Annotated in this window: 17 protein-coding genes; all 17 read right to left on the bottom strand. The window is 38.3% G+C overall.

Going from position 1 to position 12,812, the window contains the following annotated elements:
* Positions 1-22: 22 nt before the first annotated feature.
* The 17 genes from AC6CHJ_RS06915 to AC6CHJ_RS06835 all read right to left on the bottom strand — a co-directional run bounded on the left by AC6CHJ_RS06915 (position 23) and on the right by AC6CHJ_RS06835 (position 12,560).
* Positions 23-1,036, bottom strand: coding sequence for a DUF3383 family protein (locus AC6CHJ_RS06915; protein ID WP_498287819.1), 1,014 nt, complete (start codon positions 1,034-1,036; stop codon positions 23-25).
* Between the two features lie 14 nt (positions 1,037-1,050).
* Positions 1,051-1,506, bottom strand: coding sequence for a phage neck terminator protein (locus AC6CHJ_RS06910; protein WP_498287817.1), 456 nt, complete (start codon positions 1,504-1,506; stop codon positions 1,051-1,053).
* Positions 1,499-1,876, bottom strand: coding sequence for a hypothetical protein (locus AC6CHJ_RS06905; RefSeq protein WP_498287815.1), 378 nt, complete (start codon positions 1,874-1,876; stop codon positions 1,499-1,501). Before AC6CHJ_RS06905 ends, AC6CHJ_RS06910 begins: the two co-directional genes overlap by 8 nt.
* The gene (locus AC6CHJ_RS06900; RefSeq protein ID WP_498287813.1) at positions 1,860-2,474 is read right to left on the bottom strand and encodes a hypothetical protein; all 615 of its coding nucleotides are present in this window, start codon (positions 2,472-2,474) and stop codon (positions 1,860-1,862) included. Before AC6CHJ_RS06900 ends, AC6CHJ_RS06905 begins: the two co-directional genes overlap by 17 nt.
* The gene (locus tag AC6CHJ_RS06895) at positions 2,474-2,818 is read right to left on the bottom strand and encodes a DUF4054 domain-containing protein (protein ID WP_498287811.1); all 345 of its coding nucleotides are present in this window, start codon (positions 2,816-2,818) and stop codon (positions 2,474-2,476) included. The genes AC6CHJ_RS06900 and AC6CHJ_RS06895 overlap by 1 nt, the downstream gene beginning before the upstream one ends.
* Before the next feature lie 17 nt (positions 2,819-2,835).
* Positions 2,836-3,135, bottom strand: a complete 300-nt coding sequence (locus tag AC6CHJ_RS06890; protein ID WP_150284348.1) for a hypothetical protein — start codon at positions 3,133-3,135, stop codon at positions 2,836-2,838.
* 12 nt (positions 3,136-3,147) lie between these two features.
* Positions 3,148-4,044, bottom strand: coding sequence for a DUF2184 domain-containing protein (locus tag AC6CHJ_RS06885; protein WP_150284347.1), 897 nt, complete (start codon positions 4,042-4,044; stop codon positions 3,148-3,150).
* A gap of 15 nt (positions 4,045-4,059) precedes the next feature.
* On the bottom strand, positions 4,060-4,506 hold the full coding sequence (locus AC6CHJ_RS06880; RefSeq protein WP_150284346.1) for a structural cement protein Gp24: 447 nt from the start codon (positions 4,504-4,506) through the stop codon (positions 4,060-4,062).
* Positions 4,506-4,787 carry a DUF6275 family protein gene (locus AC6CHJ_RS06875; RefSeq protein ID WP_150284345.1) on the bottom strand — a complete coding sequence of 94 codons (282 nt, stop codon included), beginning with the start codon at positions 4,785-4,787 and terminating at the stop codon, positions 4,506-4,508. The genes AC6CHJ_RS06880 and AC6CHJ_RS06875 overlap by 1 nt, the downstream gene beginning before the upstream one ends.
* Before the next feature lie 11 nt (positions 4,788-4,798).
* Complete coding sequence (locus AC6CHJ_RS06870) at positions 4,799-5,896, bottom strand: DUF2213 domain-containing protein (protein ID WP_498287808.1); 1,098 nt, start codon at positions 5,894-5,896, stop codon at positions 4,799-4,801.
* Positions 5,897-5,923: 27 nt separating this feature from the next.
* The gene (locus AC6CHJ_RS06865; RefSeq protein WP_498287806.1) at positions 5,924-6,697 is read right to left on the bottom strand and encodes an Ea47 family protein; all 774 of its coding nucleotides are present in this window, start codon (positions 6,695-6,697) and stop codon (positions 5,924-5,926) included.
* A 53-nt stretch (positions 6,698-6,750) separates the two neighbouring features.
* Positions 6,751-7,503 carry a minor capsid protein gene (locus AC6CHJ_RS06860; protein WP_498287804.1) on the bottom strand — a complete coding sequence of 251 codons (753 nt, stop codon included), beginning with the start codon at positions 7,501-7,503 and terminating at the stop codon, positions 6,751-6,753.
* Positions 7,490-8,842: a DUF1073 domain-containing protein gene (locus AC6CHJ_RS06855; protein ID WP_498287802.1), complete on the bottom strand. Its 1,353-nt coding sequence runs from the start codon at positions 8,840-8,842 to the stop codon at positions 7,490-7,492. The genes AC6CHJ_RS06860 and AC6CHJ_RS06855 overlap by 14 nt, the downstream gene beginning before the upstream one ends.
* Positions 8,843-8,855: 13 nt before the next feature.
* Positions 8,856-10,286 carry a phage terminase large subunit gene (gene terL, locus AC6CHJ_RS06850; RefSeq protein WP_498288520.1) on the bottom strand — a complete coding sequence of 477 codons (1,431 nt, stop codon included), beginning with the start codon at positions 10,284-10,286 and terminating at the stop codon, positions 8,856-8,858.
* Positions 10,287-10,290: 4 nt separating this feature from the next.
* The gene (locus AC6CHJ_RS06845) at positions 10,291-11,118 is read right to left on the bottom strand and encodes a terminase small subunit (RefSeq protein WP_498287800.1); all 828 of its coding nucleotides are present in this window, start codon (positions 11,116-11,118) and stop codon (positions 10,291-10,293) included.
* 839 nt (positions 11,119-11,957) lie between these two features.
* A complete protein-coding gene (locus AC6CHJ_RS06840) occupies positions 11,958-12,362 on the bottom strand; it encodes a helix-turn-helix transcriptional regulator (protein ID WP_498287798.1) in 405 nt (134 codons plus the stop codon).
* A 21-nt stretch (positions 12,363-12,383) separates the two neighbouring features.
* The gene (locus AC6CHJ_RS06835; RefSeq protein ID WP_498287796.1) at positions 12,384-12,560 is read right to left on the bottom strand and encodes a hypothetical protein; all 177 of its coding nucleotides are present in this window, start codon (positions 12,558-12,560) and stop codon (positions 12,384-12,386) included.
* Between the last annotated feature and the right edge of the window lie 252 nt (positions 12,561-12,812).

Below are 12,812 nucleotides of genomic sequence, written 5' to 3'. Positions count from 1 at the left end.
TGAGAAAAATAAAAAGCCACCTCTATTTATTAGAAGTGACTTCTCCTCGAACTTTAATTGCATGAATTGCATTCTGCGGGTCATATTTAAACGACAGACCGCTATAAATACGTTTTGTTATATCTGTAGAAGCACCGTTATTGAATGGTGCAGCGATTAATGTATAGCTGTATTCGTCGGTTTCGGTATTTTTATCAATGATTCCTTGCTTTCCAGCAATTGTTAGACTGTTTGTAACGACACTGGCTGATAAAGAAACCCCTTCTGGTCCCGCTGGCACTTTATCATTTTCGATAAGCATTTTTTGTAAGTCATTTTCAATATTAGCCTTAATCCAGTCTTTACCGTGATAGAAATCGATATATTCCCCATCCGCTACAATGCCACCGCTTAAGACGTTGTAACCAGCATTCTTTACAAATACGTTTCCGCCGGCTTCGACAATAGCATCACGTTCATCTCTTGATAATTCTAATGGAGTGATCCCTTTTAACGGTACGTTATGCCAGGTCACGGAACCAATTTCACGAGCTGCAATCTCACCAATAGCCGCACCGTCAAGACGTTCGCCATCAATTTCATGATAAAAAGCAATTGTACGCGTTTTGTCTTTAAATGCAGCAAGTTCTGCTTTATCTGAAACTAAAACTACTGCGAATTTAAAGTCGTGTGGTTCAATTACATTGGAAAGTGATAACTGTTCAGGCGGTGTACCATCAACTAGCAAGGCGAAATGCCATGAATTTGAATAATATTTTTCAACCACTTCTGCCAAAGATTGACCTTCCGCGGGTGTTTCTCCAACGTATGTTGCAACACAATAAGCATCTGGTGCGTAGTTTTGCTGGTCTATAGTTTGTGCTAATTTGTACAACGCAGTGGATGTGCCGTAGTCAGCTGACAAATCTGTTAAATTCGCATATTCTTTGTAGCCTGCTTTTGTATCAGCCACTAATAATAATGGGCGTGATAATTGACCTTCTGTAGTTGCCGGATGCAACACATCAATGACTACTGTTACGTCTAAATTGGTCATGAATTAATAACCTCCTAATAATTAATTTGTATATTTTCTATACCTTCAATTTCATCCGCATACGGATCTAGTACGCGCATTAATACATCAAATCCAGCACTTCGTTCATACTCAATAGACAGAAAGTTGTCTCGCCTATCAAAGTCCGTTACATCTACAATCACAACACCTTTTTCAGCAAAAACTGCTCGTCCTGCAGATGATTTAAAAAAGGACTCGCATTTCTTAGCCAAATTTAAAACGCTCAATGAATTTTTATCATGCCATGTAAGGGATACGGTAAGTTCAAACGGAGCGTTATCATCGTCATGCTGTATAGTAATTTTAGGACTCGTAATAGAAAATGTTGCAAATGGATAAGGCGGTTGATCCCCTGTGCTGTTCGCTTCACCGCAAGGATAATTTGTTAAGGTTCTCACAGCCTTAATGAGAGAACTCGTTATGACTGTATAATCGAAGTACTCAGCCAAATGCACTCACCCACTTCAATTCATACTGTGAGAAGTCCGCAAAACCCTCATAACCTGTTTTACTTTCAACTGAATACTTTTGGTTATCCTGGACCACTTCTGCCTTGCTAGGGATATCCATGTTAATGATGAGTTGACGGCTATGTTGAGTTAATCGACCACCTGACTGATAGATCTCATTAGCTGAATAGGGAAGCATAACTCCTCTAGCTTCAATTGGTTTTGAATTTGTTGGGGGTTTATTTCCCTTCCATTCACCTGTATCCTCATCATAACCACCATTGTTGCTTGTGTCGGTTGTCGTAATGATAACTTGGATGTCTGTCTCATATTCCTGCAGCATATCGACAAACTCAAACATAGGCGCCATCGTCTCTCACCACTTTCCATGTTACATGCCTTTTTAATTCTCCGGTATTAATCAGCGGATTTGAAGAACCCTTATTAGAAACAGTCAATGCAGCATTTTTAGGGGTATGAAGGTCATTCATTTTCTTCTGAATATCCCCCGCAATAATGCCGCCTAATCGCTCAAAAACATCACGTGCTTTAATCTCCAACTCACAAACTCTTTCAATCTGTGATTCTAGGAAATCCATCCACGCATTGTTCTTCTCATCGAAGGTCGATCTAATAAAGGAACGTTCAGGAATGTTGACTGTCTCTTTCAAGATGAACATTACTTCTATGCCACCATTGCCTTTTGCGATAGCCAAAACGTTCTTTCCTTTCGGTTTGAACAATTCATTCCCGAAATCTGCAGGACGTTTTAAGCCCGCTGCTTTTGTCGGAATAGCCAAATATTTCTTCTTAGCCCGAATCTGCATACCGAACTCATGAACGTAAGCAAGCATCGCATAAAAAGAATCATCAGAACCAAAAACACCGATTTCAATAGCGTATCGGTCTAAGTCATCTAATTCTCTTTGCAACCGCATTAATTGTTCGTTATCATCGAATATTTCCATTAGATCACCGTCAAATTGACTTTTTTAGGGCTATAGAGCTTTAATAACCGTTGATATTCTTGTCCATACACTGTAGATTCAAGTCCTTTACGGTTGTCAACACTTCCTGAAGTAAAGGTCCGTTTGATAGGACCTACCGTTTCAGATTGAGTTTGACGTATATTAAAAGAGCCATAATGAGCCGCTAGATAGCGAGTAAGTCTCTCTTTATATTTGTCCTTCACCTTTAATTCAGACACCTCTAACGAAGCGTCCTCAATTAATAAAAGCACCTGCTCATCTGTTAAGGATGTGAGGTGCTTGGCTATTGCTTTTACATTTTCAACAGTAGTGAGTGGCACCATAACTTACCACCTTTCGGCTATTCACCCTTTATTTCAGCAATGCGTTTATCAATGGCCTCAAGAACTGTTTTACGACTCTCATTTTCCTTCATAGCTTCGAGCGTATCGACATCAAACGTATCGTCGATATATTCGATAGTGTCTTTCGCACTTGGTTTACCTTTTGAATATTCAAAAACGCCTTGTTCATCTAACTTTGCCATCAGTGGATGTGCTAAGAAAGCTTCAAAGGCGTTTTCTTCTACGTTGTTGGTACCGATATTTAAAACTGTTCCATTTGCTTCATACGAGTGATTTCCTTTATTTTGGACTAACATATTATCTCCTCCTTAAATACCGTCTACGCGGCAAATAGCCATAGGATATCGAACGATTAAGCCTGTTGTACGTTCTTCAAAAGGCACTTTTGTGCGTGGGAATGCGTACTCCTGTGGATGTCGCATGATATCCATTGGAATACCAAGCTCCACGACGTCTGCAGAAGAATCAAGAACCACAAAACAGTCCGTTCCTGCTGTCCCTTTACCTTTTAAATCGTTTACTGTTTCGATTCGTGCAAAAGTATTCTCTGATTGCAAGTATTGCAGTGCCGTTTGCTTTGTAAATTCGTTATAGATTTTACGTTGCAACTGTTGTTTTGCACTAGGAGTTAAAAGCAATGTATCCGCTTCATGACCGTTTAAAATGTCTACTTTACCTTTAGCCGTTAAGAGATCATCGATAATCTCTTCACCAGTTTTATCTTTCCATGCCGTTTTAGTTGATTCACCTTGAGATGCTGCAAGCACTTGAATACCTGTAATATCAGTTAAACCTTTGATGTTGTATTTTGCATCGCCTGAAAATGCGATTTGGTTTTCTTTTTCAGCAATAGCCTTGCGTACCAATTCAGCTTTTGTTGTATCGATAGAAATACCAAGCATGTTTGCTTCCCTTACTTCTTGGATATCGACACCAAATGCAGCTGCAATTGAGTAAATCTTCACAGTATCTTCTGCAAGATCAGCATCTACTAACGGAACATCAGATGCTCCAGCAGCTAGAATTTTAGCAGCACCTGAACGAGTCAAGATGTTATAGGAGTAAGTGCGAGCACCTGCAGGTATATCTGTTTTTAAAGCAAAAATTGAACGTGCTTTTAATTCGCTTTGTTTCGGTTCAAATACGCGTCTATCCAACGCTTTTAAGTCACGTGGATTGATTAAAGAATCTGTTGTGTATTGCATATTGGTTGTTCCTCCTTATGGTAAGTTGATTTCAATTTCTACTAGTTGATCAGCAGATGCATTCATTTTAAAAACTGCATTCGCTACAGATACAGTGCCATCAGCTGTAAATTTTTTTGTTGTTGGGTCCACTTTGACTGGTTGCCCATTCAACACTTCACCACCAGCCATAACAAAAATACGGCCACGTTTTACAACTGCCACTGGATCTCCTACTTCATATTTTTGGTCGTCTTTCTTTTCGATGTAATCATGACCTTCTCTTGCTAAGGCTACACCAATGACTTTTCCGCCATCTTTAACCGGAGTAATAGCATCACCTGTTGCATTTAATTGAACTGCTTCACCATAACGAACAACTTCTTCTGCGGCATACGTATCTGCTTCATAATCTTGGTAGTTTGATAGTTGACCGGCTTTACCTGCGACCGGCATGTAATCAAAGTAATTTGTAATTGGCATTATTGTTCCTCCAATTCTATTTTTTTATTTTCAAATTTTTTATAAGCATCGAAATAAATTTCGTTCTTGTTGCCATTGAGTGTTAATTCGTAATACATTCCATCAGGTAGGTTAGTACTTAATAACGCTTTAGCATTTTGCAAAGTTTTGGAGTACCAAACCACATATACGTCTTCTTCAGTAAACGAGGCAAGTGCGCCCTCATCTGTTTTATCAATATGTGATCTAGCGTATTCATAAACTAGTTCTTTGCATTTAGGAATAAAATTACTAGGATTCATTTACGACACTCCTATTTACGCATGTTTAAGCGTTGATTTTTTATATCTTCAAGCTCTTTGTCAGTTTCTGCGCCATCTACTCGAGTAAATAACGATTGGTTACCTGTCGACTTAAAGCCATTCGCTTGCACTTGAGCAGTAGTCGCATCAAAGAAAGCATTGATATAATCATCTGATTTGCTATCACCTTTGAATTCTTTGTTAATCGTTTGGATAACAGCTTCTTTCACTTCGCGATCAGTTTTGCCTTGGAAGTCAAATGAATCACCGAGGAGCGGTTTTGCAGTAGCAATCAGCGTTACCCGTTCTTCAACCTTCTTGTCTAATTCATCAGCAGATAGCTGCTGCTCTTTCAGTTGTTTGATTTCGTCGTCTTTTGCTTTGATTGTTGCTTCTTGAGCATCTGCTCGTCCTTGGAGTGTATCAACAGTTTTTGATTTTAATTCAGCTGCATCTAACTGTGCTTGTAATTTTTCAATGTGCGATTTAACTGCTGAGTCCACTTCATACTCAGCTGAATCAATTTTGTACTTTGCCATATTTGATTGGCCTCCTTTTTCATTATCAATTTGCCATGCGTCTGAATCATTCCGAATTCCTATATCAGGACCGGCACGACCTTTTTCTACGACGGCAACATGATTAATTTCGATGTTTCTTTGTACAGCGTCAAAGCGCTGGCCGTTGTATTCCCCATCTTGATTTACGATGTCACTTAAAAAGCCGATGGAGACCTCACGCTTGCCGTTTTTAATCTTTTGGATTAAAGCACTGTCTGTAACAGTGAACGACACGTAAAGCTTGTCTCCATCGACTCTGGAATCTGTATGTGTTAGCCCTTTAGATAAATCTTTGTGATTATTCACCGTGACTAACTCTTGTGGGTGTTCATCCGTAACGGATTTTGTACGAGCGGATATCATTGTGCTATCAGACAAAATGTCTTCGGGCAATTTCGCTTCATACGTTGTTGCTCCATCGCTACGACGATAGGGAAAAACACCTGTTTTCGCAATTGGCACATCTTTAAATGTGAGATAGCCCTCTGGTGTTTCAAGATAATCTTTAATATAGGTACGGTCAAAGCGTTGCAGTTTCGTTGTTCTCACCACCTTTCAAATATAAAAAGCTAACCTCTAAAGGCTAGCTTTTTCTCTTAAATATCTAAGTTTAATAACACTCTTACTAAATTCTTCGCCATCTATTATTCCCTTCTTAATATAATTAATCCAATCATAGGAGTAATACTCCATGGCTACTTTTGAATTGTTGTGAATACAATCCATATTTAAATAATATTCGCTGGAGTCTTGTCCAAAATACTCAATAGTATCCTTTACTAATTGAGCAGTTTTATTCCAAGCTTCTGAAAAAGCGCTAATTACTTCATTTTCAATTCCTTCTAATTTCCACTCTCGAACAATACATGGAACTACATCATCATCTTCCTCGAATATTCCGAAGAAATCAAATTCACTATCTTCTATCGTCATAGTAAGAAGTCTAACAATTTCAGCATCGCTATCATGAAACGGATTTATATTATAACCAAAACCAAATTTAACTCCCCTTCCATACCGAGCAGTACCAATTGTAGCTGTACTAGAAGGGACTAACATCTTTTGGTGAACTATTAAATCTCTTTTCTTTGAAATTACTTTCATTAGTGGATCTTTAGTTAATTCTGTCCTTTTATCTGAAAACCATTCTTTAAAGCCTTGAATGTTTTGATGTGCTTGAGATAGCATTGCAGGAATCTCTTTAATTGCTCTTAAAAAAGCATTCATAGAATATCTAAATTCTGAGTGTTTATGATAGTTATCTTCCAGCTGATGTAAGAACCAATGAGCTTCACCCAGTCTATCTAATGCACTTGCAAAAGTTTCTGCATTTCCTGTTTGTGTTTTCATTTTTTTCACCCTACAATATAATATCAAAAATTGAGTCAATAAAATGTATTTTTTTACTCGAACACCGGATATGCTGTACACCTACACCGATATGGCTCCCCTGGCAATCCTTCACTAGGAGGTTGTTTGTAATTAAACACCCTGCCCCCTAACGCTTGATGACTCTTGCGTACCCTTTCATCGTTCGAATCATTCCATTCAAATTTATTCACTCCCATGTTTTGATGTCGCTTTGCAACCAGTTGACCATGAATAGTCCCTGATTGATCTACAGCAATAAATTGTGCCCTCGATTGGCTTACATGGAACTGCTTCACAAGTTGCTCGCGGATTTCTTTTGTACTGGTACCATTCTTCACACCTTTATATACAATAGTTTCAATTTTGCTATGATGTTGTTCAGCAATGGATTTAATGTAACCAACATTTTGAGTAATCGATGATTGCACATAATCATCAATCCAGTCTTCATAGCTGATAAGACTAACACCAGCTACCTTCGCCTGGTCGTTCATGTTTTTCATATTGAACAAATTCAAGCCAGAAACAAAGCTATTAGCGATATCAACTAGCGTCGAATCATTAAAAATGTTCAAAGTCATAGCTTTGATTAGATCAAGCAGCCTTTGCAAAGCTGTGAGTTCATTTGCATCAGCTTGATAGGCCACTATTTGCGGTTTAATACCCTTATCAAACTCATGTAACGTAATTTTGTGCATTTCTTTAACTAATTGGAGCAACCTGCGTTGATAAGTAGCAGCTACTGCATCAGGAAAACGTGTAGGCGGTATTCTACGCTTTGTCATTTTGATATCCCTCATAAACTGAATTCGCAATGCCTTCCCAGTCAGCACTATCACCACTGAATTTCAATTCGTCTGTTAAACCAAACTGGCCAAAACGAGCAGAACGCACTTCATCAACTGTTAAAACACCATTCGCAATGTATTTCTCATCAGTTTCAGCTATCAATTTGCGAATCTCTGCATCTGTTTTGCTATCAACTTGCCATAAAGGATTCCATTTAACTTCCCACTCGATTGAATCTGGATCTATTCTCCCCATCTCTTCTGACTGCATGGTTAAACGGATCAGCCTTTCAGCTAGGGGCGTCAATTCATTTTCTTGTCCAGCGGCAATACGAGCGTAGTAATTCATCACGTCATATTGAGCACCAGTAATCGTCCCTGCTTCTTGTCCTTTTAACACTGTCTTAGGCATTCTTGTAGCACTCGCTAACAAGTCCCAATTGAAATCAAGAAGTTTATCGATGCCACTTACATTAGTTGATTGTTTTGATAGTTCTTCACCTTCAGCAATTAATGCCAATGCTTCGGTACGGAATAAAAAGTCCATAATCATGGATAATTGTTGTTTATCTTTAGCTTCCATGCCTTCAATATCTTTTGATTTATAGACTTTCATTGTAAAGTCATAAAGAATTTGACCTACAGACCATACAGAAGTATCGAAAACTTTAATGATGTCATACATAGGTTCAAGTAACGATTGACCTTTTTCGTCTTCTTCAAGCCTTCTTGTTTGATCATGGAGCAGCCTAGATATATGAACTTCAGATTGACCCATTTCAACTTGTACTTGGCCATTTCTCGATGTTCTATCAATTCGAACAGCCTCTAACTTTCCATAATCTATACTGAACACATCATCGTTCATTAAGAACTCAGCAACTTTCATTGAACTAAATGGATGAATATAGTCAATTGATTTAAGATTCTTTTCATCTAATGGATTATAAAGAGTAAAAGGGTTATTTTGCGTAACGCCCAAGCTTATAAAACCGTCACCACGTAACCGTTCGTATTGTCTCATTTGCTTAAACGCCTTTTTAGCTTTCAAATCGGCTAGTTTAGCCATTACTTTTTGAGCAATCTTGTCATCCGAACAACGTAACGTAAACCAGTTTCGCGTCATATCTTCAGCAGGGATATCAATAATATTCTGGATAATGCTATTAGTAGCATAAAGAGAAGAGATATCTTCATCAGTCAATATTTGACGCAAACTTGGCTGTTGTGCTCTCAGTTTGTCGCGTTGGCCATTCTTCCCTCCGCCTTGCAAAAAATCCTCACGATATGCACTATCATTAACTAATTCTTTCGCTCTTTCTAAGACCGTTGTCATTTAATCACCTTCCTTACATCATGTTTTTATATCTATCTAATAGATTTGAAGAACCGCTGTACATTTGGTTTAATGCCTGTGTACAAGAGTCGACCATATCGTCATGAGCAGCATTCGGGAAGCTAACTAATTCCTCGATAAAGTCTTCCACCCAAGGAGCCATTGATGGATGTGGTAAATACACATTTCCCGCTTCAAAAAGCGGAGACACTGCATTTGCACGTGCTTCCTTACCTCCATCAGGTTCAACAGGAATAATCCCGCTTATCTCGTCTTGTAGCATTTCAATGATTGCAGTGCCATTCGCCTTATCCTCGATGTATTTACTCCTTGCTTTTGGCCACTTATCAGAGGTAGCACGAATAGCTTTCATTGTGTCTACAAAACCCATCCGTTTGTGCGTTTGATCTAGAAAATAAAAATTCGCCTGCTTCTTGCCCCATACTTGACCAGCAACAAAGTCACTTGAATCAGATTCTTTGAATGTACAGTCCCATGATTGCGCTTGTTTATCCCAGTGAATAGGTAAAATTGCAACATCATCACTTAAACCAAGATCATGGTGCATCGCTTTATCACGTACATAGAATTTAATCCACTCACGTTTGAAAATTGCACCGCCTGCTGGAGTTGGTCTTTGCTGATAAAGAGAAGCCCAGGTTCGTGAACCAACCTCAATCTTTTTACTTTCCGCCCATTCTTCGTCATAGCCAAGTTCCGGACAAAGTGCTTGTCCTTCTTCTCGACCGAGTAAGTCGTCAGCATCTTCCGCTATAGCTGGCAAACGTAAACGAATCCACTTACGAGAAGTACGCTTTAGCAAACGTCCAATTAAGTCATCCTCATGCCATCTCGTCATAATGACAATTACTGAAGCACCGTCATGCAAACGCGTAGAAAGCGTTGACTCCCATTCATCCCAGATATTATCTCGAATGGTTTGTGAACCTGCTTCTTTAGCATTCTTAATAGGGTCATCGATAATCATTAGATCCGCACCTTGACCAGTAATTGAACCACCAATCCCGGTTGCAATCATGCCGCCTCGTTTATCTTCAACACCCCAGTCTTTTGTAGCAGCATTCGCTAGTGAAAGTTGAATGTTAAATAGTTCAGGTGCAAACTCATTGAATTTGTTTCGGTTTAAACGCCCAAACTTAGTAGCTAAACCATCTGAGTAAGCAGCTGCAATGACGCGCTTATCAGGATTACGCCCTAAATAGTAAGAAGGGAATGATTCTGTTACAGTCATCGATTTACCATGCCGTGGTGGCATTTCAATAAGGATTGAAAGTTGTTCCCCATCTGCTATCCGCTGCAAAGTCTCACATATTAATTCAGTGTGCCTGAAATGTGTGTAATGGCCATTGTGAACATATTCAACGTAATCACGATAATTACGCTTAGCAAGCTCTTTGTTGGCTTCTGTAATTAAGGCATCCATCTTTTCATCGCTTAGAGTTGGCAATTGCTCTCAACTCCTCTGTCGTTAGACTACTCATATCTATGGTTTGGATAGTTTTCGTTGAATCGCCTTTCGTTTCTGAATGAACTTTAGCGATGTCAGCTTTTAGCTTTTCTTCCTGCAACCTTTGCTTCTCATTTTCATTAAGTAAATCCGTATATTTGGCTAAAAAGTCTAATGCTTTCATTTTGTCAGCAACCTTTATCTTCACACCATTTTCTGTATTGCTTACTTCACTAATGATTGAAGTATCAACTTCCGATAATGGCTTTATTGCAACTGAATAACCACTATTACTACTTTCCACATAATCACCAATATCAGCGAAAGCGATATCCATATACTTTTGAAGGACATCGTTTTTATCAAGCATGATGCCCTCTGCTCTTTGGCGCTTCAATTCTTGGATTGTCTTTTTTATCCCATCTTTAGCCATCAGACGATAAGAGATAGAGCTTGCAGTTGCATAGTCCACCTCATACGCCATCTGATAAGCTTTCGTAGCATTCAGATACTTGGTATAGTACACACAAAAAAGCCACTGCTTATCGGTTAATTCACCATTATCATTAAGTGAGATTTCAACTGGTTCAGTGACTTTCTTTTTGTTAGGACTTGCTTTGTTTTTTGTATGCACACCTCTTTGTTTTGTGTGCACACTTTTTTCGTCCGCTTCATCATCTATTTTGTTCCATTTTCGCGTTTTCCATGACTTCACTGTATTAATCGTGACATCATATTTTGTAGCAATATCCTTATACTTCATGCCATTATCATAATCGACTTTGGCGAGTTCATATTTCTCAGCCACTCATTCACACCACCTCCTGGATAATTCATTTTTGTTTTATCACCTCATTATGCTAATTGCTTAATTTAATCAAAATAAAAAAAGGCTACCATCCTAGGTATGATAGCCTTTTGCAAAGTAGTAGATAAAAGTGAGACAGACAAGGATTTGCACCTTGTATGACTAATCCTAACCGTTTATACCGCTATAGAGGATTTACATATCTTAGCTAAAAATACGTTACTGGCGCCTGCATTGGGTTCACAAGATTACTCCTCTTATGTTGCGGTTATAAAATTGGCGTTTTTACATTGCGCGTACTTTCGCCTCGTTCAGGTTCTTGTTACTGGTACCTATAAACGACGATAATTCCTCTATACGATTAATCTACGTTGTAGCGTCTACTATTCCGCCACTGTCTCGTGATAATGAAAAAGGCTACCGTGTAATTCGATAGCCTTTCTATAAGGGGTTTTCAATTCATGTTGAGATATACATCATCATTTTGATTTTGCATCTCATATAAACGAACAATACAGCCGAGCCTATAATACCTAGTCCAGTAGCCTGCATTTAATTATTTGATGCTCCGTATTATTCGCTTATATCAGACGTATTCCTTTTTAGCGGAATATAACCAACGCCAATTGTCTTCTTGAGTTGGTTGGTTGGTCGGTTTTATTAACCCTTTTATGACTCTTTTAAAATGCTAATCATATACCGAAGGTATTCGGACGACCGGGGAATCTGCCTCCCCGGTACCTGCCTTCCAGTGTATTTCTAAATTGATTCTCGGTCTACATTGTTAAGAGTGGTAAGTTTGGTAAGTTTGGTAAGTTTGGTAACTGGGTAGATGTATACTAAGCTGCAGTGTCTTCTTCTAACATTTTTTCGATAATGGAAACCTTGATATTTGCTATAGCAACATGGCTTAATCCCATATGCTTACCTATCCAACGCATAGAACGACCTTCTAAAATCCAAAACAGCACTTCCGCTTCTCTATCACCTTGAATTTTATCCACTAGACTTTGAACAATACTTATATTTTGTTCGTATTTCTTAATGCGTTTAATGTGCTTTTCTCTTCGTAAATACTCATTAAAGATTGGATCACTCACATTGTTTGCTTTTGGCATTGATGCTTCAATTCCATATTGTGCTGTAGATGCTGCTATTTCTTGAAGTTCATTTTTTAATTCCCTAATTGTTGAAACCATCCAATGATAATCAGACAACAATTTATCTAATTGATAAGGATTCATTCTTCATTTCCCCTTTTATCTCTATCTCTGTTTAAAAGCTCCGCCACTTTTTCTATATCGTGGTCTATGAACACCCATCAATTCTTCTATATCTCTTTGCGTAAGCTGTGCTTTTCTCTCTTTGTGACTATTTGTACCTTTTCTCTTTATCTCTTCTTCTGGAGCACGTGACACCCATTTTATTTGAACACCATTCATACCCACATCCCCTTTTTAGCAAATAAAAAGGGAGCACCAAATAAACGCATAATTGCGTAAATTCGATGCTCCCGGTTGTTCCAATAAGCAAGTTATTAAACTAAGAATATTTTAGCATATTTGAAATTATTTTGCATAAATATTTCAATGTATTTTTCAATATATACTCCATCTCAAAATCCAATGACTGTTCTTTGTTTGAAATTTTGTAATTTGTTACATACTGAAAAATAAGAGTTATTTATAATGAAA

This window comes from Rummeliibacillus sp. GQ308, assembly GCF_059759115.1.
Note: the sequence above shows the minus strand (reverse complement) of the source record. Positions and strands in the feature narration are given on the sequence as shown.